Here is a 24677-nt window from a genome sequence, read left to right on the forward strand (position 1 = left end):
TTTTTCTCGCCTTCGCAAAAGGAATAAAAGTAGGCTTCCAATTCTTTTGATTGTGCCGATAAGGAACTTCCAATCTGATATTTGCGGTTTCAAATAAGTCCAGTTGCGCCGCTGCACTGATGTAGCCTCTATCTCCAAAAATGCAACAGTCATGATATTCATATTTTACGTCTTGTAAATAACGAATATCGTGGACATTAGCCTTTGTTAGGTCAAAAGAATGTATCACGCCACTTAATCCACAGACAGCGTGCAACTTATAACCATAGTAGTATGCGCCTTGCGATGCACAGTAACCATATGCAGGGGCTGTTCTGTATTCATCTTTGCCCATCTTACAACGCTTGGAGCGGGATAGTCTGCACACCTCGATTGGCTTGGAGTCAATACAGAAGTAGTCCTCTGTACCATCTATTTCCAGTGCCATACGTTTTCTTATGGTATCACACAGATTGCTGGTTAGTTTCCTACGGTCATTGTATTGGCGGCGTGAGATAAGGTTCGGCATTTCCTTTCCATACTCTTTCAACTTAGCAAACAACAGGCATTCGCTATCAATGCCCATTGCCTCGCTTACTATGGAAAGCGATACTATTTCAAGGTCGCTAAATCTCGGAACGACGCCTGGGCATGGAATATTACCTTGCTCATTTACTAAATCTTTTGAGAATAGCTTGCATATATCAAGGATTTTTACGAAATTTGTATATAAGTTGTGCATACTGATTTTATAACTTAATGTATTGAGCAACACTAAGTTACAAATAAATTCTTGTATGTACAACTTTTCTTTCATATAAATTTATCTATTATTTTAATTCCGCCAACGGGTTATATCTTATATTCATCCTACAATCCTACAGCCACGCTCCGAATCTTGCGCTTGGCAATGGGGCGGCAAAGTAATAGTTCTGGTCGTTATTCTTATCCAGGAAATTCACCTTCTTCATACCGAAGAATGGCAGACCCTCTGGGAAGAGGCGGGAAAAATCGGTTACACCTCCTGAGAGAGCAGGACTGCCTGCCTGATAATCGAAATTCCAACTCTTGTCGAATGCCAATGGAGCACCCTGGGCTACATCATCTATCTCGCAATTGATGTTCATCTTCTCGCTCTGCTTGAAACGCTTGAAGAGTGGATTGAACTGACCTGCCACGCTGCTCCTGATGTCGGTATCAAACCAGATGCCGAGCTCTGCATCCTTCGCCATCTGCGCTACGCCTCTCTCTGTAGATGCAAAGTAGTAGTTTGGGGTAAGACGGCTGTGCTCCATATCTGCACCATCCTTCTTTGGCTGCTTCAGTCCGTAACGGGAATCGTAGATGAGGTTGTTCACGAAGACTGGTTTAGCTGCCTTCTCTACCCAGACAGAACCACCCTTCTTGTTCTTGGAACGGCGCCAGCCGCAATTAACGATGGTGTTGTTATAGGCGATCATCTCAGAGAGAGGGATCACCTCGCTATTGCCGGCATTAGAAAGCTTGAAGGCGTTGGTGCAGGCGTTGTAGATGAGGTTGTTGGCTACATCGAGCTTGCAACCCGACTTCACGTTGATAGCTTCACCGCCATCGGCTGCATTTCCGCTATCGGCAAAAATATTGTTGATAATCACGCCGTTACCACCAGTAAAGTAAGTCTGGTCGTTGTAGTTGTCATGGAAGAAACTGTTTGCCATCACAAACTTGCCGTTTACATTACAGAAGTGGAAGGCTGGCACACCACCATCGATGGTGGTCTTGAAAAGCTTGTTCTGGAAAGAAGCAGAACTCTCGGTAGGAGTAGCACCGGCATAAGCTACATTCACGTGGTTGAGCACCACCTCCTCAGAATTATATCCGCAGATGATGCCACCCCAATCGGCAGGCTTCCTGGTATCAGAAGTAAAGACTACTGGCTTCTCGGCAGTTCCCATACAATAGAGATTACCCAATACTACGATTTCTACCGGCACCTGAACCTCTGACTTGCAGGTAACGGTTACGCCTGGCTCAATGTAGAGCGATGCTCCTACAGGAATCTCAACGCTCTGGCTCAGGGTAGTATCCTTGGTCCAAACCACAGAACCTGCAGGATATTCTGCCACCTTTGTTGTAAAGGCACCTTCAGAACCCTGGTTCTCATTGTTTCCATTACCATTTCTACTTCCATTACCGCCATTATTCACGTAATCGTATGGATTGATATTATCGTTCTCGCAAGATGTGGAGAACATTGCAGTTGCTGCCATCAACAGCAAAGCAGCAAAAGTATTTATCTTTTTCATTTTTTTCATTTTTTACTTTCAAAACCTTTTTACCTTAATAACCTTTTTACCTTTCAAAGTTTGTATCTTACTCCCAGCAGGAAGGTTCTACCATACTGATAAATTCCTACGATGGTCTTATTGCTCTTCTGGCCCTCATACTCCAGGTTGCTCTTGTTCACGGTCTTCAAGTATCTCTCGCGCTTGGCATCGAGCAGATTGTTAGCCTTGAAGAAGATGGAGATACCGTTCTCGAATTGCTTCTCGGCACTCAGGTCGAGACCGAACATCGCCTTGTCCCACTGGTCGGCATCCTTGAAAGGAGAAACCAGGACAAGCTTGGTGCCCGTGAAGGAAGAGGCCAACTGAGCGTTCCAGCCATTCTCCGTATCCTTATATAATAAGGAGATGTTGGCGGTATGAGGAGCCTGGTTTACCAGCGGACGGGTCTGGGTTACGCCCGTCTTATACTCAGCACTACCCTCCTGGTACTCACGCTTCGAGGTGGTGATTTCAGAATGGGTGTAAGTATAATTCGCCTTCACTCCGAAGTGGCGGATGTACTTGATGAGGTCGATTTCGAAGCCCATATTCTTGGCATTACCCAGGTTATCCGGCATGTAGTAGGCATCGGTTCCAGCGCCAATCTTGCCATCCGATGTTACGAACACCTGCTCTATAGGGTCTTTCAGATACTTATAGAATACGCCGACAAGAATCTGCTCGGTCTTGCTTGGGAACCACTCCCAGCGCAGGTCGATGTTGTCGATGCGTGCACGCTTCAGGTTTGGATTACCTTTTTCCTGATACTCCTCGCCCTGAATCTGATAAGGCACTATCTCGTAGAAGCCCGGACGGTTGATGGAGCGATAGTAAGAGAGACGCACGTTCATCTTCCTGGTTGGCGTCCACTTGATGGATGCCGATGGCAGATAATCCCAGTAGCTCTGCTCGCCCACCTGTCCCATGTTGCGGAAGTGCTGGAGCATGGTGTAAATCTGGTTGGTGTGCTCGGCACGGAAACCGGCATTCAGTTCGCCCACTTCGCTCTTCAGGGTTACCATGGCGTAGGCACCGCCGATGTGCTCCTTGGAATCGTAGTTGAGCTGAGAAGCCTGAGAATAAGGAGTCTTGCAAACCCAATCGATGTTATCAAACTAGTCTATTCCGTTGCCATCCAATCGCTGCGAGATGTTGGCAGGATTGAAGATGTAAGAATAATATCTGTTGCTGCGTTCCTTTCTGCGATACTGCGCTCCCGCCTTCCAGAGTGCCTCCACATCATTGGCGAAATGGGTATCGTAAGAGAGGTTGATGTAACCCGCCCAGTCGGTATCCTTATTGTGCTGGAATCGGCGCTCGGCACTCTTAGGCAGGGTCTTGGTGATGTTCTTGTCGCCTTCCCAGATGGAACCCGAAACGGCATCTCCGCCATTCTCGGCAGTTCTGCTTATAGTGTTGGTTAGGGTAACGTAAGTTCTGTCCGGATCTTCCTCCTTAGCCTGCGAGAATATGCCCGACCAATCTACGGTAAAATCCTTGGTAAGATGATGCGTACCCTTCAGATTGGTGGCAAAGATGCTCTGGGTGGTTGAGAGAGAGCGCACCTCATCATCCTGGGTGTAGCTGTCGGCTCCGATGTATTCGGTGTTGACGCTATTGTTGTATCTGATGCCCTTGGAATTGGTGCGCACATACATATTGTACCATTCCAGCTTGTGGCCAGGCAGGGTTAAATCTATCTTGGCATGAGCACCCGCAGTAAGGTCGTGGATGCTATAGTAGCGATGCTGCAGGGAGTAAATGTACATGGCCTGCTCGCCCGAAGCCATCTTTACGGAATTGTAGGTACGCTCGGTACCACGGAAAACATTCTGCACGCTTCCGGCAAGCATCACGCCCAGGCGGTCGTTGCAGAAGCGGTTGCCGATGCTCAGACCTCCTATGAAGTTAGGAGCAGGAAGAGAAAGGCTCTTCAACTGAACAGGACCGTTCTTGAAATCGCTCATCTGTGCCTTGTAGTCTTTTCCGAAAGCCTCGTAAGGAGATTTCCTGGTATAATCAGAGCGGTTGCTGGTAAGATAATCTCTGCCATCCTTCCAAAAATAATCACTTGCTCCGATGGCAGCATTCGCCTGTATCTGGAAGCGGGATGGGGCATCCTTCATCACCATATCCACCACGCCGCCGGCTGCATCGCCTTCCATATCAGCCGTCAGAGACTTGGAAACCACCAAGCGGTCCATCAGATCTGAAGGGAAAATATTCAATGGGATGTAACGGTTTTTATCATCTGGACTAGGAATCTTCACGCCGTTTACCAAGGTGTAGTTGTAGCGCTTGTCCATGCCTCGGAGGATGGCGTAGGAAGCTTCGCCCGATGCATCACGCTCCATAGTTACACCTGATACTCGCTGCAGGACGCTCGCCACGTTGACGTCAGGCGAAAGCTGGATGCTCTGCTGGCTCATCACGTTGAGTACGTTGCCTGCATTCTTCACGGTTTCTATGGCGCTGCGGTCGCTGTGGTATTCACGATGACCGGTAACCACCACTTCACCCAACTGCTTCTGGTCTTCATCCATGGCGATGGTCAACTGTTCATTCTTTCCCTCTTTTCCATCCTTTGAGAAGTCTTTAGCCATATCCACCACCATCTCTTTGGTCTTGTAAGACATATAGGAAGCGATGATGGTAAACTTGCCTTTATCAGGCAATTCATGCAGGGTGAAAGTACCATCAAGTCCGGTGGTGGTACTCACGTTGGGCAGCTCCTTTACTCGGATTACTGTTCCGATGAGGAGTTCGCCCGTTTTGTTATCCTTAACAATACCATCCAGCGTGTGAGCCTGGATGGCGGAAGTTGCAGCGGCAAGAAGCGCCGCACTCAGTAAAAATCTTTTCATCTATATCGCTATTGATTCTTCATTCGTTACTTTTCGCAATAACGTTCTTTTACCTTTTTACTCTTTTTACTTTTTTACCTTTAAAACCGTGTAAATGATTTTTCCATCCTTGTCAATCATCGACATTCTCAGCTGCTTCTTATCTGCTGTAAATACAGAGAAACCATCGGCAGGACTGCAGAACACGGTACCATCGATAGGCTTTACAGGGCGAGCCAGAGATGAAGAGGAATTGACTACGTAGTCGATGTTATCGCCCTTCTTCTGGATGTGCTGGAAGTTGTGGATGTGACCGCAGGCATAAATCGCCACATTACTATATTTATGGAGGATAGGAAGGAGGCGCTTCTGCATATCGAGGCGCTCGCTCTCCTTTTTCTCTGTGTAGGCGTAGATAGGATGATGGCCTACCACGATTACCCAGTCTTCCTTGGCATTCTTCAGAGTTTCGTCGAGCCAGGAGAGCTGAGCCTCTGCATCCTGCTTGCAGGCATCAGGATAGATTTCTGGATTCTTGCGGTAAGAATCGATGAGGGGTGTGGTATCGAGGAAGATGATGCGCACGGTGGTTCCTTTGTGTTCGAACACCTTGGTGTAATATTTGGCTGGCATCATCCAGCGGCGGCTCACCTTGCCGTAGTTCATAAAAGCCTGGGTATTACCACGATACTCATGGTTACCGCAAACTGGGAACCAGTTGAGCATCAGGTCGGGATGAGAATAAACCCATTCGTAATTGGTAAGCCACAGAGGGTCCTGGGTAGAAGCCACGCCATTGAAATGGTGAATGTCGCCCACGGCAAGTACGCATTCCGGATTTACCGTACCCGCCATCTCGCCCATCAATTCGGCGATAGGCTTCTGGTCGTAGTAACCGTTGCGGCCCATGTCATTGGTCATGTAGAGGGTGATTTCGCCCTTCAGTTTCTGCCATTCGGCAGCATTCGCCTTCCAGTTAGGATTCTGCGGAATGGCGGTTGCCGCACTCTGCGAGCAGGTGGTTAATGCTGTGTTTTGAGCCTGTGCAGTCAAACCGCCGCCTATCAATAAAGCCGAAGCCAAAACTACAGTAGCTACTTTCCCTTTCATCATAGCAAAGCCATTTATGCTGCTATGCTTACTCGATACTTTCTTTTCCATTTTTCTTTATCTGACTATAATACCTTTATTAGACTATAATACCTTTATTAGACTATAATACCTTTATTAAATGTTGATAATACCTTTCCCCTTTTGGGATGGTACCTATTAAATTTCGGGAGCAAAGGTAGGGGTATTATGTGTCAGAGATATTACAAGGATTTTAAAATATTGCTATAGGGAATCTCCCCCGATGATTCTAGGGAAAATCATACGCAGGTTTATGGTTTTCCCTTTGTTGTTTTCAGCTATACCTCAAATCCGCAACTAAGCCCTTGAACGTCCTTCTTGCGTTTACACGTCCTCTCATTACTGAATTTGCTCTAAGTTTGCAGAAGAATGCGACGCAGTCGCATAAACATTAAATAATCAAGGTAAAACTATGATTGCTAAAGACAGCTTCGTACCTTTGTTGTAAAAAGGTAGAATCGGTCTGTCGAAGAGGTAAACCAATGAATTTGCTAGTCTGAAGACTAAGATCTGTTTCGGACCTCATCGACATAGTTGCAAAGACCAGATAGAAAGTTATCGGCTCTGAGCCTTGTTAGAGTGTTAGTCCATACAACTATTGACCAATTCTACTCAATAAAAATCGCACAAAGATATGAAGAATTTATTTATCGGAGTTGATTTTTCGAAAGAAAAAGTTGATGTGGCTATCGTTTTTGCAGACGGACTGACAGAAACGGCCCCAAGAGTGTTCAACGAGTTCAAGACAACAGTGTCTGGCTACAAGCAACTGGTCAAGTGGGTGGAGAAGAATTCCTACGGCATCGACCCCTCCCTGTGGCTCTTCTGCGGTGAAAATACTGGCGACTACAGCAAAGGACTATGCAATTTCCTCTACGGCAAAGGCTACGACATGTGGCTTGAGAACGCCAAGAGCATCAAGGACGCATCAAGTCTCAGACGATTGAAGTCTGACCGCGCCGACGCCTCGATGATTGCAGAATACGCTATGAGAAATCACGACAGAGCCATTATGTACGAGCCACTTAGCGAGTCACTTGCACAACTACGAGAGCTGTTTCTGTATCGTCAAATGGTGGTGCGCCATAGATGCAGCTTTCAGGTGCGTAGAGGCGAGAAGAAGCTCACCATGGAGAAATCGACTATCAAGACGATGATCTCGCAGAGCGGAAGGCATATCGTGTCAGAACTCAACAAGGAAGTTGAGAAGATAGACAAGCGAATCGCCGAGTTCATTAAGTCGGACGAAGAGCTCACCGAGGTGTTCACAATCGTGACCTCGGTGCCTGGCATAGGAACGCAGAACGCTGTCTGCCTGATGGTGTATACAGACAACTTCAGTCGTTTCAACTACGACTCGCGCAAGATTGCCTGCTATTACGGCATAGCCCCATTCGGCAAAGACTCTGGCACCAGTGTACATTCTGATCCGCATGTACATTATATGGCGAACCGCCAGATAAAGGCCATGCTGACACAAGCTGCACTGGCTGCCGTCAAATTCAATCCCGTTATGGCGAGGTACTACATGCGCCTCGTGGAACGCGGAAAGAAGAAGCAAGTTGCACTGAACAATGTCAAGAACAAACTTGTGCATTTGGTCACTGCAATGGTTAGAAACCGCAAAACATTCACCCCTGAATATAAAATTTCAGCATAAATTGAAAATAATGGTCAAAACATTTGGATATTAACATAGAAAGCAGCACATAAGGACATTACCAAGTTCTTAGGCGTACCCGTGTACTTCGCTGATCCATATTGCTCATGGCAAAAGGGAGCTATTGAGAATACAAATAAACTAATCAGACAATATATACCGAAAAAGGATTCGTTTGAACATTACACAGACAAGAGAATAATGTCGATACAAAAGAAATTGAACGAAAGACCGAGAGAAAAATTAAACTTTTCTACACCAAAACGCGAGTTCTTCAAACACGTTTTATAATTTTGCACTTGCTGGTTGACTCTACGTAAACAAGAAAAGGAGTGCAATTGCACCCCTTTTTCGTGATTCCGTTGGGGTTCGAACCCAAGACCCACAGCTTAGAAGGCTGTTGCTCTAATCCAACTGAGCTACGGAACCATCCTTTTTGGTGTGCAAAAGTAATACTTTTATTGCAATTAACCAAATTTATGACATAGTAATTGCTACGAGAGGACTATAAGACTGTTTTCTTTACCCGCTCTGTAGGTTGCTTATCTTTCGCACGGAAAGTGCTAAACCAGCTTTTTATAAGCTGCTCTCCCCACACTGAACGACTTACTTATACTTTGCAAGGAAGTTGTCGGCTTGCGCATTACCAAGTTCTTTTGCCTTATTAATATTCTTCAATCCCTCTACCTTATCCTTCAATTCGCATTGTGAAACGCCAAGAACAAGATAGGCTTCAGCAGCATTAGGATCGAGCTTAATGGCTTCTTCTGCCGCACTCTTTGCCGTATCATACTTACCTAAACGCAACAGAATACTAGCAGCCTCTATGGGATAAAGTGGCTCTTTAGGATCTAAACGTGCAGCGATGGCTATGTCTTGAATGGCTTGCTGCCACATCTTAGCTTTCACCTCACACTGCTCACGATTATAATAAAAAACGGATGACAAGCGCCCTAGATTGAAATACTCATACGTGTAATAATCCTTTACAGCCAAACGATACTGCTCCATCTTCTGATATTGCTGCCCACGTGCAAAGAAATAAGGTGCCGAAGTGGCTACGTATGGTGTATCACAGAGCTGAATACTTTGGTTAAGCAACTGCAATATCTCATCGTCTGAAGCATTCAAACGTTGCTTGCTCTGTGCCATTTCAAGATAGAGTTCAGGGTTCTTAATATCTGTCTTTGTCAATGCTTCAAAGGCTATATATGCTCCATTATAATCGCCCTTAGCATAAGTAATTTGCGCTTGCAAATGTTTATAGATATTAGCAGCTTTCAAACTATAAGCTATTTCAGCTTCCTTCATCGCTTTGTCAAGACTCCAGCCTTGTGCCTTCACTTTGTCGGCTAACGCATCATTAACACTTGCAAGGTAAATATTGCGTGCATAATTGAAGTGGGCCTCATCCTTAGCTGTTGCATTGGCTATAGATTGCAGCATCGTTTTATCCGCACCTGCCAAATCGCCTTGTGCCAACTGACGATTAGCGTAATTATTATAACCATCAGTAGCTTTTGGGAATTTTTGTATAAACTCTTGAACTGTAGCAATATATACCTCTGGCGACTTCTCGCTTGCTAACATCATAGCAATTAAAGCTTCGCTTTCAGTTTCAGGCAAACCAATACGAATGGTACTCAATCGCAAGGTTGCATTGTTCTGTGTCAATCCCACTAGCTTATAATCGCGAATGCTAGCTACATCGGTAGCACTCTTTTGAGACGATGAAGCATTAAACAAACCTATTACCTGCCCTTTTTCATTGATCACTGCTGTACCATTCATTTGATCAGTAGCCGAAGCGTTCAGCACACTATAATTATATTGTGTCATAAACTTCTCAACACTCGTTACAGTAGCCTTCATAGGCGATCCTTTAGAGGACGAAGGGGTTATCCAAACCGTTTGATTGTTATTCACACTCGTTGCCAAAGGTGCAGCTGTAACTTTTCCTTGTACACGAAACTTAGCAAGGTTGTAAATTTCATCAGCACCAAGTAAGCACTCCACATCGTGGCGCACTCCTTTGGCATCGATTACTGTGGCTTTAGCTGCTCCCACAAAGGGTGTCCATGCACTCACCCCAATACCATCAGCACCTATAAACACCCCATTAGCCGTACTTAGCAACGATCCATCAGCCTTAAAAGTGGTGAGCGTAAAACAACATCCAGCAGTCTTCTTTACTCCAGAAGATTGGGCTATAGCATACTGCACTTGAAAGATCAAGGCTAGTAAGATAATAATCGACTTTACTATTTTCATAAGGCAATATTCTATTTAGATTGTTTAATTAATTCACGTGCATTTTGAAGTGCAGCTTCGGTAATATCAGCACCCGATAACATTTGAGCTATCTCTTGCACTCGCTCCTCATCAGACAACTCGCGCATACGACTATGGGTGCCGTCCTCTGCCTCTTCTTTCTCTACTTTATAGTGCGAATGTCCAAGGGCAGCTATCTGTGGCAAATGGGTAATAGATAGTACTTGACGATCAGCATTACCCATCTCCTTCATAATCAGTGCCATTTTCTCAGCTATCTTGCCGCTCACACCAGTATCTATTTCATCGAAAATGATAGTAGGTAATTTCACTGCTCCACTCAACATCGCTTTCAACGACAGCATCACACGAGCTATTTCACCACCCGATGCCACTTGTGCAATAGGTTCTAGTGCGGTACTAGTATTAGCCGAGAAAAGGAATTGCACCTTATCTCTACCATCCAACGATAAAGTTTTTTCAGCAATTTCTACCTTAAATTGCACCTTAGGGATACCCAATGGCACAAGCCGTTTACCCATTTCGTTTTCTATCGTCTTAGCAGCCTTCTTACGAACAGTGGTCAAAGTCTTGCCCAGCTTTTCTGCCTCAGCTTTCCAGCGCCCCACTACCCTTTCCAGTTCAGCCGTTTCCTCATCGCTATTATCTATCTTTTGCAACTGCTCGTCTAGCTCGTTTTTCAGCGCAATGAGTTGGGTATCACTACTTACATGATACTTCTGCTCAAGCGTAAATAGCGTGTCGAGCTTCTGATTTACCTCCTCCAAATGAGTAGAATCATAGTCGATATTCTCGCTCTCTGCACTCACTTCGCTCGCAATATCTTTCAGTTCGATATAAGCTTCGTCCACACGAGCAGCAGCAGCCTCTATCTTAGGATAAACGCTTGTTACTTTGTTTAAGATTTCCGACACGGTACGCAACTGGTCAATGATAGCATTATCATCACTCAACAAACCATTCGCTTGATAGAGCGCACTCTTAATCTCTTCCGCATGCGACAACATTTTGCTCTCTTGTTCTAGCTCTTCTTGCTCGCCAGACACAAGGTTTGCACTTGCCAACTCATTGTATTGGAAACGCAAAAAGTCCTCATTCTCCTTAGCCTTAGCTAACCTTGAGGTAAGTTCAGCCAATTGTTTCTCGGCGTTTTTGTATTGCTGGAAAGCCGCTTTATAGGCTGCCACTTCTTTCTGATCGCTAGCAATGGTATCAATAACATTCAGTTGGAAATCCTCTTTCTGCAACAAAAGGTTTTGGTGTTGAGAGTGAATATCAATGAGTTGTTCGCCCAATGTGCGCATATCTTGCAACGAAACAGGGGTATCATTGATAAAAGCACGCGACTTGCCATTCGAGGTAAGTTCACGGCGGATAATGGTATCCTCTGGCTCAAAGTCAATATCTAGCTCCTCAAAGTAAGCCTCATAATTATACTTTGAAAGGTCGAAATGTGCTTCAATAGTACACTTTTTCTCCCCCATCTTAATCATCTTGCTATCGGCACGATTACCTAGCAGTAGCCCGATAGCTCCAAGAATAATGCTCTTACCTGCTCCTGTTTCACCCGTAATGACAGAAAAACCAGCGTGGAAAGTTATATCGAGCTGATCGATGAGTGTAAAGTTTTTTATATAGATTTTCTTCAGCATAATCGTCTTAATATCAATTAGTTATAAAACATCACCTTTTGCCTTGTAAAAGGTTACCTTTTACTCACTAAAAGGTTACCTTTTAAGGCGTAAAAGGTCATCTTTTACTTTCTTAAAGGATAGCCTTTAGTTCGTTGACAATATCTTTCGCAACTTCGGGCTTTGATTTCTTCTCAAAGCATAGTTTTTTATCGTGCGAAATGATCGTGATTTGATTATCGTCAGAACGGAAAGTAGTTCCTGGAATACGGGTAGAATTTAGCACGATGAAGTCGGCATTTTTCCGCTCCAACTTGCGTTGTGCATTAGCCTCTTCATCGGTTACCTCAAGCGCAAAAGCTATGATGCGTTGCTTTGCTGTTTTTATTCTCCCCACAGCAGCAGCAATATCTTGCGTGGCTTCGAGCTGGAGAGTTAGCACATCTTTCTCGCGTTTTATCTTCGTATGGGCAATTGCCATAGGTTTAAAGTCGGCTACAGCAGCACAAAGGATAGCAGCATCGGCACGAGGGAAACACTCCATAACGGTGTCGTACATTTCTTGAGTCGACTCTACATCAATGCGCTCAATGCCTGCACTGCAATGCAAGCTGACAGGACCTGCCACTAGCACCACCTTTGCCCCACGTTTATAACATTCTTCGGCAAGACTAAAGCCCATTTTGCCAGAAGAATAATTACCGATGAAACGCACAGGGTCGATCTTCTCATAAGTAGGGCCAGCCGTAATAAGAACGGTCTTTCCAGTCAAGTCGGCTTCGTTTTGAGAGCCGCTGCTTACGTTTTCGGAAAGCTCAGTAACTCCATTTTCAGGGCTAGAAAAAAAGTAATCAAGCTGTTCTACTATTTTCACAGGCTCTTCCATACGTCCTTTTCCTTCTAGTCCGCTAGCTAAAAATCCGCTGGCTGGTTCGATAATATAATTGCCATAGCTACGCAACACCTCTATATTATGTTGGGTGGAAGGGTGCTGAAACATATCCAAGTCCATCGCTGGAGCAATGAATATAGGAGCTTTCATGGATAGATAGGTGGTAATGAGCATATTATCTGCCACACCGTGAGCCATTTTTGCAAGCGAGCTAGCTGTGCAAGGCGCAATAATCATAGCATCTGCCCATAGCCCAAGATCGACATGCGAATGCCATGTGCCATCACGTTGGGCAAAAAAATCGCTAATAATAGGTTTGCTGGTAAGTGCGGAAAGGGTTATGGGAGTGATAAATTCCTTCCCACTAGGAGTTATAACCACCTGTACTTCAGCCCCTTTCTTTATTAGTTCGCGTGCTATTAAGCAACTCTTATAAGCTGCTATCGAACCCGTGATACCCAGTACTATTTTCTTTCCTTCTAGCATATTAACATCATTTTAAGACAGGTTTTAACCCTTCATACGATTATTAAACTCACGGAGACGGATGATAGTGAGTACTTGTTTGGTATTGTAAGTGAAGTCGTTGCCAAGCATCCAACTAAAATATCCTGGATCACGATGTAATACTTCAGCCACATCCCAGCCTTTATATTTACCAAAATTGAACACCTCATGGCGACGAGGATTGCCCTTTTCGTCCACAAGGATATTACCGTCCTTATCGGTTTCGTCTTTCCAAACAATGCGACCAGCAAAGTCGACAAAGTTGTTCATCTTTGAAAATTCAGCCAAACTATCAACATTGTTTTCAAGAATGCGTTCCTCGTCCTTCTGTCTCTCAGCCGAGTACATCTCTATTTCGCCTTGTAACACTGCCCAAGTGGCTTCGGTATCTTGGTCGGCACGATGAGCTTCAAAGTCATCTTCCATTTTTCTACCACAATAAAATTCGTAAGCAGCAGCAAGGTTACGGCGTTCCATCTTATGGAAGATGTTCTGTGCATCTATCAGTTTGCATTTAGAAAAATCAAACTCTACACCTGCTCTAAGAAATTCTTCTGCCAACATCGGTACATCAAAACGATTAGAATTGAAACCAGCAAAATCGCAACCAGCAAATTTCTGAGCCAACTCTTTGCCTTTCTCTTTGAAAGTTGGGGCTTCTGCCACATCAGCATTAGTAATTCCTGTTAAGGCTATCACCTCTTCAGGGATTTGCTTTTCAGGATTGATAAAGATGTTTTCGCGTTCTTCCCTACCGTCAGGATACGCTTTGATATAGGATATTTGGATAATGCGATCATTAACAAGGTCGAGTCCTGTTGTCTCAAGATCGAAGATAATTAATGGTCGAGTTAAGTTTAACTTCATGCTTTCGTTGTGTATTTAAATCAAAAAAAGAGAAAGCTCAAAGAAATAAATATTCTCTGTGCTTTCTCTTTTACTATCTTATTTATCTATTAGTCATTCAAGAGCATAGGCATGATAAGCATCAATACGTCCTCATTCTCTGGCTGCTTACCCGGAACAATAACACCAGCGCGTGAAGGATCGGCCAACTGTATGGTTATATCATCACCTTCTAGGTTGTTTAATATTTCAAGCATGCTTGCACCCTTGAACCCAATACTCATAGCATTACCAGCATAATCGCAAATAACGCTCTCCTTTGCGCTTGTAGAGAAGTCGATATCTTCCGCATTAAGCGTTAGCTGTCCGTTCTCAATATGGAAACGAATGAGCTGTGAAGACTCGCTTGCAAAAGGTGAAACACGGCGAATAGCACCTATGAGGGAGCGACGATCAATGGTAATTTGGTTAGGATTGGTTTCTGGAATAACGCTGTTATAGTTAGGGTATCTGCCTTCGATTAAGCGACAAGAAAGATAGCCTTCAGCATAAGATATTTCGGCAGAACGCTGATCGTAACGGATAACAACATCGCCACCATCCTTTGTTAGCACATTTTTTAGCAAATTGGCAGGCTTCTTAGGAAGGATAAAAGCAGAAGGAGTATCGCTCTTAATGGTGAAAATCTTGTTGCGTACAAGCTTATGCCCGTCGCTTGCCACGATAGCCAAGCTGTCGGCAGAAAGATCGAAATACAAACCATTCATCACTGGTCGAAGCTCGTCTTGAGCAGTGGCGAAGAGCGAACGATTGATATTTTCAGCCAATATGTCAGCGTCAATGGTGATTGTTGTTGCACCTGCAGCTATAGGTTGAACTTTTGGGAACTCATCGGCAGGCTGTATAGGGAAATTGTATGAGCCGTTTTGATAAGTGATATAAATCTTTTGCTCATCCATATTAACATCAAGAGAAAGGGGCTGCTCTGGCAATTCTTTTACAGCATCAATAATTGTACGATTATTAACAGCAAAGCTAGTCTCGCCCTCCGCACTATCAAGATTGATGGTGCTGTGCATAGTGTTCTCGCTATCCGACGCAGTAATCGTCAACTGGTTATTCTTGATTTCAAACAAAAAGCTATCTAAGATGGCTAGCGAATTTTTGCTAGCAATGACCTTAGACAAGGTTTGTAACTTGCTGCTCAACACAGAGCTTGAAAGATTAAATCTCATCAATATATCTTGTTTAGTTAATACTCTACATTCGGTGTGCTGGAAAGATACATAAAATGGCTTTCGCCAACACACTACGATTAGTTTACAAAAATACAAAAAACGCACATTATTAACAAAAAATAGAACGTAAAAGTTTTTGTTTTTAGAACTATTTTAGTAATTTCGCAGACAGAATAATTAAATAAATACGATAAAAATATATGGATTTAACAGGTAAGGTTATCGCAGTATTGCCTCCACGTGAAGGAACTTCGGCTCGCGGACCATGGAAGTCGCAGGAATATGTTATTGAAACACATGATCAGTTTCCACGTAAGATGGTTTTCAATATCTTCGGTGCAGAAAAGATTGACCAGTTTGCTATCAAGGCTGGCGAAGAGTTGACCGTTAGCTTCGATATAGACGCTCACGAGTACAATGGTCGTTGGTTTAACAACATTCGTGCATGGAACATTCAGCGCATAGATGCTGCCGCTGCTCAAGCTGCTAGCCCTATCCCTGCTGCACAGCCACAGGCTGCTCCACAAGCACCTACTCCTTTCCCTCCAGCAACAGAAAGTGCTGACTCGACAGACGATCTTCCTTTCTAAAAAAAGAATAAGAAAAACACAAGAGAGCGTAATATAACAGCCCTTGTATAAACAATAAAAGCACCAATCGGTATAAAAACCTTTGGTGCTTTTTCGTATCCTATCGAGGTAAATTAACGTGAGTTCGATGAATTATAAGTGTCTATAAATTTGGTGATTAGCGAAATTTGTTGTAACTTTAAGGTATTGATTTACAAACAATTACAAACAAAAATCGCTATGATCACCGAGGACAAAGTTACTGAAATATTTTGTATGGCAGATGATTTCTGCAAGTTTTTTGATGCAATGGTGGCAAAATATACGCTAAAGCCTACTGGAAAAAGAAAGTATCATCGAGATTCCACGATGTCAAAGGCAGAAGTCATACTAATAATGATTCTTTTTCACGACTCTGGTTATCGCTGCTTTAAACATTTCTATCTTGAAAAAGTATGTAAGCATCTTCGCCATCTATTTCCAAAAGTTGTTTCTTATAACCGTATAGTAGAATTGGAAAGGGAGGTAGCCGTCCCCTTAACCTTGTTTATCAAGAAGGTTCTGCTGGGCAAATGCACGGGCATAAGTTTTGTTGACAGCACACCACTGCGTGTCTGCAAGAACCAAAGAATACATATTCACAAGGTTTTCAAAGGTATAGCCCAAAAAGGAAAATGCTCTATGGGTTGGTTCTTCGGTTTCAAATTGCATTTGATTTGCAATGAGAAAGGAGAGCTTCTCAATTTTATGATAACACCGGGAGATATTGATGACCGTAAGCCTTTGGAATACAAAGCTTTTGTAGATTTCATATATGGCAAGCTGGTCGGCGACAAGGGGTACATCAGCAAAAATCTCTTCCAAAGGTTGTTTGTGGATGGAATACAACTTATTACCAAGCTGAAAAGCAACATGAAAGGAGCTTTGATGAGTGTTGCTGACAGACTCTTACTCAGAAAAAGAGCCATTATAGAAACTGTGAATGATGAGCTTAAGAATATTGCGCAGGCGGAACACTCCAGACATAGATGCTTTGACAATTTCATTGTCAATTTATTGGGTGCTATTGCTGCCTATTGTCTGTTCCCAAAGAAGCCGTGTATCAATGTACAAAGGACTATTGACACACAGCTTGCTCTGTTCTAAATTCGTCGAACTCACGTTAAATTAATTATTTAATTGGTGATTTTACCCTCGTAGAAGTATTCTTCCTTGCTATTAACGCGCTTCAAAAGGGCTTTTACATAAATATTTTTGCTATCTTTCTTATTAATCAAAACATAGCTACCCATCTCAAAACGATTGTTAACGCTATTACCTTCTAAGCCTGTCCCAATCACTTTCCAAGCTACATCGCTCGCATTAAGATCTATCTTCTTATTATTTGATGTGGCAGGGATCGTAAAAATAGCATAGCGACTAGTGTCAAACAGACCTGTTACTTTAACTACAAAATTGCCATCTACTTCCGTTAGGCTTGCTCCGCCTGAACCAAGCGTGGGATCATCATTGTTACTACATGAGGTAAAGGCAAACATAACAGCTATTGCTACTACTGCTAAAACCGAAAACGCTTTCACTCTAAATAATCTTGTTTTCATCGTCTATAATTCTTTATTTTAGTTATCAAAAATAGCATCACGCTATTACATAATTCTCATTTTGATGCAAAATTAATACAAAACGAACAATTCTGCAAATTCATTAACATTTACTATGGGATATTAGCGTTTTATTAGTTTTATAAAAAACAAAACTATATATTAAAAGAAATCGCTTCTACACAGCAAGTTTTGTTGTATAGAAGCGATCATTTAATAGCTTATTAATACTATAAAGATATTCTCTGTTTAACCTTGTAGCTCAATATCATTAATTAGGTAGTTGCCAAGAAGATAATACTTGATCTCTACTTACATTTTCAACCTTATTTTCTATGTCATCAGGTAGATTACAGAAGAAATCAATATTAGTTCTATCTTGTAAATCCTTAATGCTTACAACATGTATTTTTAAAGTCGTATCTGCATCTTTGTTAGGTACATTCTCATACCAAAAACCAATAGCTTTATACTTCCATTGACCCTGACCTCTTTCTTTGTATTGAAGCAACTGTGCTGCAAAGAAATATTTCGGTACTAGCAAGCCTTTGAAGTTTTTCAACAGGTAACTTGGATTATCTATAGTACCTCCACGACATATATACAATACTGCATCTGAACATGAATGTAATTCTTGCTTAAAGTTCTCACGAGTCCAGTTTTCCATAGCTTGCCATACATGTTGATTAAAATAACTGTATTGAGGCTGTATATTACTCATATAGAAAGTCTGATCATTTGCTTGACGAGACGACTTTCTATCTCCAGAAGGACATAAGTGTCCACGATCAAAACCACTACCGAAGTTAAGAACCTTCAAATAAGAACCTGCTGGCAACATAGGATCGAAAGCAAATTGATCACCCCTTGCACGTTTTACGTTATCTTCTGTATTCTTCTTTGTTAAAGTCCAACATGACCAACGATTAGACATCTTTTCCTTATCCCACTCAACACTATAATTAACATCACCGTTATCGAGCGTATGGGTTATAAACAAACTATTTCCTCCCTTTAATTTTGGAACTTCAAGATTACGTGAGAAATCACTAGGGTTAGTAACACCGCCTCCCCCTGGAAGTCCACCTGGATTTTTGCCATCATCGTTATTTCCTTGTTCTGGTTTTACTCCAGCGTAAACTCTAACTTCATCATCAACAGTACATGAAGTGAAACCCAGCGCAAAGACAAAGGATAGTAACAAAGCAAAGATTGTTGTTTTTTTCATCTTGTCTGATTATCTAATTAGTTAATATAGATGTTTATTATGATTATTATTATGACACAAAGATACAAAAAAAGTGCGAACAAACGTATATGCAACTACGTTTATTCGCACTTTATTTCTTAAATGTAAGAGGTATCTAGCTTACTTCTTCAACTTACCGTAACGGCTCATGAAGCGGTCAACACGACCTGCTGTATCAACAAGCTTGCTCTTACCTGTATAGAATGGGTGAGAGGTACTTGAGATTTCGACTTTTACCAATGGGTAAGTTTCGCCTTCAAACTCTACTGTTTCGTTTGTCTTACATGTAGATTGTGAAAGGAACATATCGCCGTTAGACATATCCTTAAATACGACGGGACGATAGTTTTCTGGATGAATACCTTGTTTCATTTTATTTATTCTGTTTAATTATAATAATCGTTTTCTGTATAAGAACCACTAAGCACATTAACTAGTAGATACTCAACAGGGTGCAAAATTACGAATAATTCTGCACCCTGCCAAATATTTTAAGTACTTTATACCTTTATCTATTACTTAGCGTAGGTAACAACTACTTCTTTTACACGAATCTGACGACCGCCACTCTTCTCTGTATAATCATTTACAATAGTAACAACTTTGCTATTTAAACCACTGAAAGAAATCTTATCATCGCTATCTTTGTTAATCTTAACTTTCTTTGTGCCACTCTCTGCATAAGCTTCATCGTTGCCATTGAATGGTCTATTACCTTTAGGATCTCCATTATCAACAACAATTTCAATCTTTACAATTTCCTTTTCAGCTACTATCTCAAGTTGGTTCTTTGCATACAAACGTACTGCAGGATACTTAGCATGATATAAAGGAGGATTCTGACCACCATTTTTTGTTGCAGTAAACGTCACTCCATTAACTTTGAAAGTTGGACTTCTTTGGTCAGAAGTAACATCAGCTCTTTTCATTGAGTAAGTTACAGTTGTACCAGCAGCAGGAGTTTCTGTGCTACCACCTGTACCTGGCTATGTACCTGGAGTAGAAGGGTCTGGGTCAGTATGAGTAGCAGTACCTTCACCTATAATCTTAACTATCTTGCTCTTCATATTAAACTGATAAATATCACCCTTTTTCTTATTGTGATACTTCGTCAAAAGACCTTTAATGATAACTTCTTGACCGACCTTTAAATCTCCTTTCGCTCCAAAATCAGCACCATTTAAGCCCTTACCAGAATATATATAGAGAGTCTTATCTGTTCCATTAGTAGAAACATAATAATCCATGCTCTTAAACTTAGCATTATACTTCTCTACACTAGCAATTTTACCTTTTACATAAGCCTCGCCATCAAGAACGCCATCAGCCTCTGCCTTTATCTTTTCTACAGCCTGCTCGGGTGTCCATGCGGTTTCCTCTGTATTCAAATCGGCTGCAGGTGCAGGTGCAGTACCACCTGCCTTTTTACCATTCAATTCATAAATATAATTTTTAGCAGCGAACTCTTTAGTTCCATTAAAGTTAACCAATTTACCACAGACAGTAACTTTATCACCATTCTTGAGTTGGTCGTTTGAAGTAAATTTAACATTACCAAGGTACTTGCCGCCGAAAACAACAAGTTTGTTGCCTGTGCCGTCATCTGTCAAGGAATATCCTGCCGAGCCATATTTAGCATCAAAACCCTTATAATCGGTTACAGTTCCAGCTACATACACTTCTTTATCTAAGTTCTGACCTGCTGTAATGTATGCCAAAGCTGCAGCCACATTAAATGGATCGGCTTGAGTACCAGTGCCTTTTGCTTCGCTAGTAGTAGCACCGCCTGTATTATTATTATTGTTTTCAAAGTTGATGCTATAAGGAGCAGGAACATCTGAACAACTTGTAAAAGCAGTAGCCGTAAACGCTAGTGCCATCAATGGAATTAATATCTTTTTCATGTTGTTTTAATTTTCTATTTTATTTAAAGATTGATTTAGTTTATTGAGATAAGTTTACTTCCTGCATTAAACTCTAATGTTCCGTTATAGTTTTTGAGTTTGCCCGCAACAACAACTGTCTTACCCAACGCTAGTTGGTCGGCAGAAGTAAAATCGGCACCTTTAAGATACTTACCACGGAACACCTCCAACTCATTATTAGTGGTTCCATCTTGTGATATGCTATAAGTATAATTATGGTATTGTGCATTAAAACCACGTGCTGCTAAAGTAGAGATCTTACCCTTTACATACCATTCTGTTGTGCCAGCATTACCCGAATTGATCAAAGCCAACGCACGTGTAACATCCATAGGATCGGCAGCAGTACCTTTACCAGTACCCTTTAAGCCTGCCAAAGGATCAAGAGGAGCTTTTACCTCTTCAACATCATCAATAGAACGAATTATGATTTCCCAAAGATTATTATAACGCTTAAAAATTCCTGTTATATTAACCTTCTTACCTACAGGAACAGGAAGGCTTGCAAACTTTGCAAAGTTGCTATTGTACATTACAAGGGTTTTGCTATCTTGCTCGTTCAAGCTCCAACTAACACTACCTGCACCACCATTTGCATTGGCGTATGTAGTAACATTGACTTTAGCATTGAAATCATAACCCGATTTGAGACTTACATTCTTGATAATACCAAGTTTACCTGCGTCTGCATCAAGGTTCCAAGAACCATCAAAAACCTTTGGTTCTACCTTATTATTATTACTTAATATCTTAAAATGTTCATTCCAAACGAACTTATTAATCTTACCTAAAGATCCACTTCCTAATGCTCGTATCTGTGGCTGAAATTTATAGTTGCCAACACAAAGTCCCTTTAAGCTAACCAACACTTCAGCTCCTAAAGGTAAGTAACCGTATGTATTGCTCTGTGCTACCAATACACTTATAGCACCTGTAGCATCTTGCAACACAACCTCTTGATAAATATTACCTTCTTTATCAGAACTTGTTACAACACCTTTTACTTGGATATCCTCTGTTATCTCCTTAAAAGCTTTATTTGTTGCAAAAGCAGAAGCAAATTTCTCTTTCAACTGAGCAACCGTCAACACGTTGCTTTCTGTGAGCGCATTGTTACCGTAAGGACTTTCAGAACCCTGTGGTGCAGCATAGTTTTCGCCCATACATGAAGCAAAGAGCGTTATTGCTATTGCAGCTAATGCTAAGAATTTAAAATTTCTCATAAGATAATTATCTAGTATAATTTAGAATTTATAAGCGATGTTCAACATTCCGTTAATACCATAAACATAGTAAAGCTTAGGATTTTTACCGAAATCGTAAGCACGACCCATTGTTGCACCTGTTTTTTTATTAACCGTATAGCTACTTCTACCATACTCATAACCACCACTTACTATCTTCTGATTGTTCAAAATGTTAGTTACCATCAAATTGATAGACAAACTCTTGCGCCCGATATAAATACTCTTACCTATAGAAGCATCAAGCATAAAACCTCCATGACCTTTTGCTTGAGGAGCAGGATTGTAATAACCCTCTGCATCAATACCTCCAAATGCTTGTCCCATAGTCTTTAGCGTAGAGCCATAACGTTGGTTAGGAGAGTAAGACAAATATATTCTGTCATAGTAGTTACCTGCTAAATCAATATACCATCCGCCCTTATGGAAGCTCAATATAGCACTATATGCAGACAATGGAGTATTTGCCTCACGCATACCATAATTATAAACAACATCTTTATAGAAGGTACTCTTTGTAGAGTTCATGTAAACAACATCTGCATTATTCACATTCTTAGCCTCTTGCCATGTTGCCAAAGTCTTGAAATTTAAGAAGTTTGTCAACTTGAAATCCAATCCAAGTTCTACCCCATATAAACTCTTCTTAATATTAGTCATACTAACATAAGTAAACGAGTTGACATCATCAAAGAAGAAGTTCTGCCATTCAGTAACATGCGTCAAACGATTATAGTATGCACTCAAGTTAGCACGCAACCAGCTACCTGAATATTGATAACCCAACTCAGATGAGAACACATGCTCATTGCGCAAATTCTGAACAAAGTCGTTATTCATTTCAGGCGAAACGAATGCGTTTCTTGCCTCTGGTGCGCGAAGCTCGTATCCTACACCTGCTAACAATGCACTACCACCACCGAGAGTAAAGGTTGCACTTGTCTTAAAACCTCCTGAAATAAAGTCGGCATGACGGCTCTTACCGTATGAATTATCTTGGAACAAGCCATTGCGAGTAAAGCCCTTACGATACATATTATCGTAACCCAGCTTAGCTGCTACCATATAATGTACGTTACCAAAGGTTTCAGCATAGTTAGCCCAAAGTTTAGCCTTGCGCACATTAATATTATAGTCGTAACCGAAACGATCGCCCTCATATACCAGCTTACCTAAGCCCATAGTACCCATCGTGTTCAAGTCATACTGCACACGAGGATCGCTTGCTGCGTATGTACCCACTGCATAATTGTTAATATTATGGTATTGGTTAGCACCAAGCAAGTCTTCCATTGTTTGATAATGATGCCCTAAGTTTTGAGCCAACACAAAGCCAACATTCAACACTTTATTCTTGCCTAAATGGCTAGTTAAAGTGGAAGCCAAACTTGTAGTCATATTACGATCTTGACGTGCCTGCAAGTAATAGAGCGCATCTTGCCCATTAGCAGCAGCCTGTGCATTAGCAGCATAAAGGCGATCCCATTGTATTTGGCGATTTTCCTTCACACCCCAATAAGCCACAGCACTCTTCCAATCGTCAAAAGCTTGTGCTGTACGATAACGACTATTCGTATTATGCCATACATCAAAGAAATTGCTTGGCATATTCTTCCAATAGTCTGGTGCTGGATTTTCTGCATTGTTATAATTTAGCTTAGTACTCTTGTAAATACCATACTTTGCAAACAAACTCGTAGTAAGCTTTGTCTTTTTATTGATATTCCAATCCCATGTTAAGAGTGCAGAAGGAGCAAAGTCGTTAATCACACGACTATTACGCTTATGTCCGTTCTGATACCCCCAATAAGGATTGTATTGGTAATCATTAGCCAACCAATAAGCCTCATCGGTACTAGCACCTTGTCCAGCACGCTCAGTAGGGTTACCCCATGTAGAGAAGCTCAAAGAATGACCATTGTTCCACTTCTTCTGAACACCGAAGTAATAAGACAAAGAGTTATAGAAAGTGCCTTCTACATAACCTCTGTTTGCCCAACGATAACCTATGCTCGCAGCAACAGCCCACCCTTTAGCATTAAAGCCACTAGCATAATTGTACATAGCACGTGCGGTGTAGTTACGATTAGCAGCCGAAAGCGTAATACGATTACCAGCAGCCATTGATCCTGCACGGAAATCGTAATTGTTACTTGCTGCAATACCTGTCATCGAGAAATTGTTGTTCTCGAAAGGCAACGCAAAGTCTACATTACGAGTTTGCTGATTAATACCACCCACCATAGAGTAACGGAACTGTCCACTCTCCATATCGTTCACAGGAGTACCATTGATATAAATTTCATTGTACTTCTGATTTAAGGCACGGTACCTGAAGCGCATCGGCGAGTAAAGATAGCCTATCTGGGAAGCATATACATTACTACTAGAGTTTAGAATAATGGCATTCTCACTCATAGAATTGTCCTCGCCGAGCTGCGACTCGGAAAAGGTAAACGAAGACTCATCCATAATATTTGCCGTTTGCTCCTGCTGTGTAGTAGATTTAGTAGTAGTATTCTGAGCAAATACTGCTGTAGAACTACATAACGCAAGAACCGCTAACGTTAGCTTTTTCTGCATATTATTAATATTAATGTATGTTATATTATGTTTTGCAAAGTAACAAAATATATTTTAAACATAGCATATATTTTCGTTAAAACTTAGATATAAATGCGAGAATATCAAAATAATTACCGAAATTTGTAGCCGACATAAGGTCACAAATTAGCATTAACGACATAATATAATCGTTAAAATA

20 protein-coding genes, 1 tRNA gene and 1 pseudogene are annotated in these 24677 nt (G+C 41.8%); 4 read left to right on the plus strand and 18 right to left on the minus strand.

Annotated elements, in window-relative coordinates:
- From PREBIDRAFT_RS03760 to PREBIDRAFT_RS03775, 5 genes are all read right to left on the minus strand, one after another.
- The coding region (locus tag PREBIDRAFT_RS03760) for an IS982 family transposase (protein WP_004339267.1) at positions 1 to 796 on the minus strand (796 nt) is incomplete at its 3' end.
- Positions 797 to 857: 61 nt separating this feature from the next.
- On the minus strand, positions 858 to 2264 hold the full coding sequence (locus PREBIDRAFT_RS03765; RefSeq protein ID WP_004339268.1) for a hypothetical protein: 1407 nt from the start codon (positions 2262 to 2264) through the stop codon (positions 858 to 860).
- 53 nt (positions 2265 to 2317) lie between these two features.
- Complete coding sequence (locus tag PREBIDRAFT_RS11685) at positions 2318 to 3391, minus strand: TonB-dependent receptor domain-containing protein (protein ID WP_262497949.1); 1074 nt, start codon at positions 3389 to 3391, stop codon at positions 2318 to 2320.
- 9 nt (positions 3392 to 3400) lie between these two features.
- Positions 3401 to 5149: a TonB-dependent receptor gene (locus PREBIDRAFT_RS11690; RefSeq protein WP_004337436.1), complete on the minus strand. Its 1749-nt coding sequence runs from the start codon at positions 5147 to 5149 to the stop codon at positions 3401 to 3403.
- Between the two features lie 66 nt (positions 5150 to 5215).
- Positions 5216 to 6289, minus strand: coding sequence for a metallophosphoesterase (locus PREBIDRAFT_RS03775; RefSeq protein ID WP_004337439.1), 1074 nt, complete (start codon positions 6287 to 6289; stop codon positions 5216 to 5218).
- 604 nt (positions 6290 to 6893) lie between these two features.
- On the opposite strand from PREBIDRAFT_RS03775, the gene PREBIDRAFT_RS03780 reads away from it, so the two are divergent.
- Together PREBIDRAFT_RS03780 and PREBIDRAFT_RS11395 are read left to right on the plus strand one after the other, a co-directional pair.
- Complete coding sequence (locus PREBIDRAFT_RS03780; protein ID WP_004337441.1) at positions 6894 to 7919, plus strand: IS110 family RNA-guided transposase; 1026 nt, start codon at positions 6894 to 6896, stop codon at positions 7917 to 7919.
- A gap of 42 nt (positions 7920 to 7961) precedes the next feature.
- A pseudogene (locus PREBIDRAFT_RS11395) lies at positions 7962 to 8210 on the plus strand (IS30 family transposase); the annotation flags it as partial.
- 63 nt (positions 8211 to 8273) lie between these two features.
- Here PREBIDRAFT_RS11395 and PREBIDRAFT_RS03785 read toward each other — a convergent pair.
- The 6 genes from PREBIDRAFT_RS03785 to dnaN form a co-directional block, all read right to left on the minus strand.
- A tRNA-Arg gene (locus PREBIDRAFT_RS03785) sits at positions 8274 to 8348 on the minus strand.
- A gap of 177 nt (positions 8349 to 8525) precedes the next feature.
- On the minus strand, positions 8526 to 10190 hold the full coding sequence (locus tag PREBIDRAFT_RS03790) for a tetratricopeptide repeat protein (RefSeq protein WP_004337446.1): 1665 nt from the start codon (positions 10188 to 10190) through the stop codon (positions 8526 to 8528).
- 11 nt (positions 10191 to 10201) lie between these two features.
- The gene (recN, locus tag PREBIDRAFT_RS03795) at positions 10202 to 11863 is read right to left on the minus strand and encodes a DNA repair protein RecN (RefSeq protein ID WP_004337449.1); all 1662 of its coding nucleotides are present in this window, start codon (positions 11861 to 11863) and stop codon (positions 10202 to 10204) included.
- 112 nt (positions 11864 to 11975) lie between these two features.
- Positions 11976 to 13220, minus strand: coding sequence for a bifunctional phosphopantothenoylcysteine decarboxylase/phosphopantothenate--cysteine ligase CoaBC (gene coaBC, locus PREBIDRAFT_RS03800; protein WP_004337452.1), 1245 nt, complete (start codon positions 13218 to 13220; stop codon positions 11976 to 11978).
- Between the two features lie 24 nt (positions 13221 to 13244).
- A complete protein-coding gene (locus tag PREBIDRAFT_RS03805) occupies positions 13245 to 14108 on the minus strand; it encodes a 3'-5' exonuclease (RefSeq protein ID WP_004337453.1) in 864 nt (287 codons plus the stop codon).
- Between the two features lie 89 nt (positions 14109 to 14197).
- On the minus strand, positions 14198 to 15322 hold the full coding sequence (dnaN, locus tag PREBIDRAFT_RS03810; RefSeq protein WP_004337455.1) for a DNA polymerase III subunit beta: 1125 nt from the start codon (positions 15320 to 15322) through the stop codon (positions 14198 to 14200).
- A gap of 203 nt (positions 15323 to 15525) precedes the next feature.
- Between dnaN and PREBIDRAFT_RS03815 the strand changes: the two genes are divergently transcribed.
- Together PREBIDRAFT_RS03815 and PREBIDRAFT_RS03820 are read left to right on the plus strand one after the other, a co-directional pair.
- Positions 15526 to 15915, plus strand: coding sequence for a DUF3127 domain-containing protein (locus PREBIDRAFT_RS03815; protein WP_004337457.1), 390 nt, complete (start codon positions 15526 to 15528; stop codon positions 15913 to 15915).
- A gap of 219 nt (positions 15916 to 16134) precedes the next feature.
- Complete coding sequence (locus PREBIDRAFT_RS03820) at positions 16135 to 17040, plus strand: IS982 family transposase (protein WP_004339036.1); 906 nt, start codon at positions 16135 to 16137, stop codon at positions 17038 to 17040.
- 29 nt (positions 17041 to 17069) lie between these two features.
- Here PREBIDRAFT_RS03820 and PREBIDRAFT_RS03825 read toward each other — a convergent pair whose 3' ends face one another.
- The 7 genes from PREBIDRAFT_RS03825 to PREBIDRAFT_RS03855 form a co-directional block, all read right to left on the minus strand.
- Positions 17070 to 17495, minus strand: a complete 426-nt coding sequence (locus tag PREBIDRAFT_RS03825; RefSeq protein WP_004337731.1) for a hypothetical protein — start codon at positions 17493 to 17495, stop codon at positions 17070 to 17072.
- Positions 17496 to 17766: 271 nt separating this feature from the next.
- Positions 17767 to 18723, minus strand: a complete 957-nt coding sequence (locus PREBIDRAFT_RS03830) for a DNA/RNA non-specific endonuclease (protein ID WP_004337732.1) — start codon at positions 18721 to 18723, stop codon at positions 17767 to 17769.
- 141 nt (positions 18724 to 18864) lie between these two features.
- Entirely contained in the window at positions 18865 to 19116 is a 252-nt protein-coding gene (locus tag PREBIDRAFT_RS03835) for a type B 50S ribosomal protein L31 (protein WP_004337733.1), read from the minus strand.
- Positions 19117 to 19259: 143 nt separating this feature from the next.
- Complete coding sequence (locus PREBIDRAFT_RS03840; protein ID WP_036875451.1) at positions 19260 to 19673, minus strand: hypothetical protein; 414 nt, start codon at positions 19671 to 19673, stop codon at positions 19260 to 19262.
- A 57-nt stretch (positions 19674 to 19730) separates the two neighbouring features.
- Entirely contained in the window at positions 19731 to 20648 is a 918-nt protein-coding gene (locus PREBIDRAFT_RS03845; protein ID WP_004337734.1) for a single stranded DNA-binding domain-containing protein, read from the minus strand.
- A gap of 35 nt (positions 20649 to 20683) precedes the next feature.
- The gene (locus tag PREBIDRAFT_RS03850) at positions 20684 to 21892 is read right to left on the minus strand and encodes a DUF5689 domain-containing protein (protein ID WP_004337735.1); all 1209 of its coding nucleotides are present in this window, start codon (positions 21890 to 21892) and stop codon (positions 20684 to 20686) included.
- Positions 21893 to 21913: 21 nt separating this feature from the next.
- On the minus strand, positions 21914 to 24496 hold the full coding sequence (locus PREBIDRAFT_RS03855) for a TonB-dependent receptor (protein ID WP_004337736.1): 2583 nt from the start codon (positions 24494 to 24496) through the stop codon (positions 21914 to 21916).
- Positions 24497 to 24677: the final 181 nt, after the last annotated feature.

It is taken from the genome of Prevotella bivia DSM 20514, from assembly GCF_000262545.1.
GTDB lineage: Bacteria > Bacteroidota > Bacteroidia > Bacteroidales > Bacteroidaceae > Prevotella > Prevotella bivia.

What these genes read in the sequence shown, in the direction of transcription:
- PREBIDRAFT_RS03765 (WP_004339268.1), bottom strand. Translation starts at nt 2,264, where the DNA reads ATGAAAAAGATAAATACTTTTGCTGCTTTGCTGTTGATGGCAGCAACT.
- PREBIDRAFT_RS11690 (WP_004337436.1), bottom strand. Translation starts at nt 5,149, where the DNA reads ATGAAAAGATTTTTACTGAGTGCGGCGCTTCTTGCCGCTGCAACTTCC.
- PREBIDRAFT_RS03775 (WP_004337439.1), bottom strand. Translation starts at nt 6,289, where the DNA reads ATGGAAAAGAAAGTATCGAGTAAGCATAGCAGCATAAATGGCTTTGCT.
- PREBIDRAFT_RS03780 (WP_004337441.1), top strand. Translation starts at nt 6,894, where the DNA reads ATGAAGAATTTATTTATCGGAGTTGATTTTTCGAAAGAAAAAGTTGAT.
- PREBIDRAFT_RS03790 (WP_004337446.1), bottom strand. Translation starts at nt 10,190, where the DNA reads ATGAAAATAGTAAAGTCGATTATTATCTTACTAGCCTTGATCTTTCAA.
- recN (WP_004337449.1), bottom strand. Translation starts at nt 11,863, where the DNA reads ATGCTGAAGAAAATCTATATAAAAAACTTTACACTCATCGATCAGCTC.
- coaBC (WP_004337452.1), bottom strand. Translation starts at nt 13,220, where the DNA reads ATGCTAGAAGGAAAGAAAATAGTACTGGGTATCACGGGTTCGATAGCA.
- PREBIDRAFT_RS03805 (WP_004337453.1), bottom strand. Translation starts at nt 14,108, where the DNA reads ATGAAGTTAAACTTAACTCGACCATTAATTATCTTCGATCTTGAGACA.
- dnaN (WP_004337455.1), bottom strand. Translation starts at nt 15,322, where the DNA reads ATGAGATTTAATCTTTCAAGCTCTGTGTTGAGCAGCAAGTTACAAACC.
- PREBIDRAFT_RS03815 (WP_004337457.1), top strand. Translation starts at nt 15,526, where the DNA reads ATGGATTTAACAGGTAAGGTTATCGCAGTATTGCCTCCACGTGAAGGA.
- PREBIDRAFT_RS03820 (WP_004339036.1), top strand. Translation starts at nt 16,135, where the DNA reads ATGATCACCGAGGACAAAGTTACTGAAATATTTTGTATGGCAGATGAT.
- PREBIDRAFT_RS03825 (WP_004337731.1), bottom strand. Translation starts at nt 17,495, where the DNA reads ATGAAAACAAGATTATTTAGAGTGAAAGCGTTTTCGGTTTTAGCAGTA.
- PREBIDRAFT_RS03830 (WP_004337732.1), bottom strand. Translation starts at nt 18,723, where the DNA reads ATGAAAAAAACAACAATCTTTGCTTTGTTACTATCCTTTGTCTTTGCG.
- PREBIDRAFT_RS03835 (WP_004337733.1), bottom strand. Translation starts at nt 19,116, where the DNA reads ATGAAACAAGGTATTCATCCAGAAAACTATCGTCCCGTCGTATTTAAG.
- PREBIDRAFT_RS03840 (WP_036875451.1), bottom strand. Translation starts at nt 19,673, where the DNA reads ATGAAAAGAGCTGATGTTACTTCTGACCAAAGAAGTCCAACTTTCAAA.
- PREBIDRAFT_RS03845 (WP_004337734.1), bottom strand. Translation starts at nt 20,648, where the DNA reads ATGAAAAAGATATTAATTCCATTGATGGCACTAGCGTTTACGGCTACT.
- PREBIDRAFT_RS03850 (WP_004337735.1), bottom strand. Translation starts at nt 21,892, where the DNA reads ATGAGAAATTTTAAATTCTTAGCATTAGCTGCAATAGCAATAACGCTC.
- PREBIDRAFT_RS03855 (WP_004337736.1), bottom strand. Translation starts at nt 24,496, where the DNA reads ATGCAGAAAAAGCTAACGTTAGCGGTTCTTGCGTTATGTAGTTCTACA.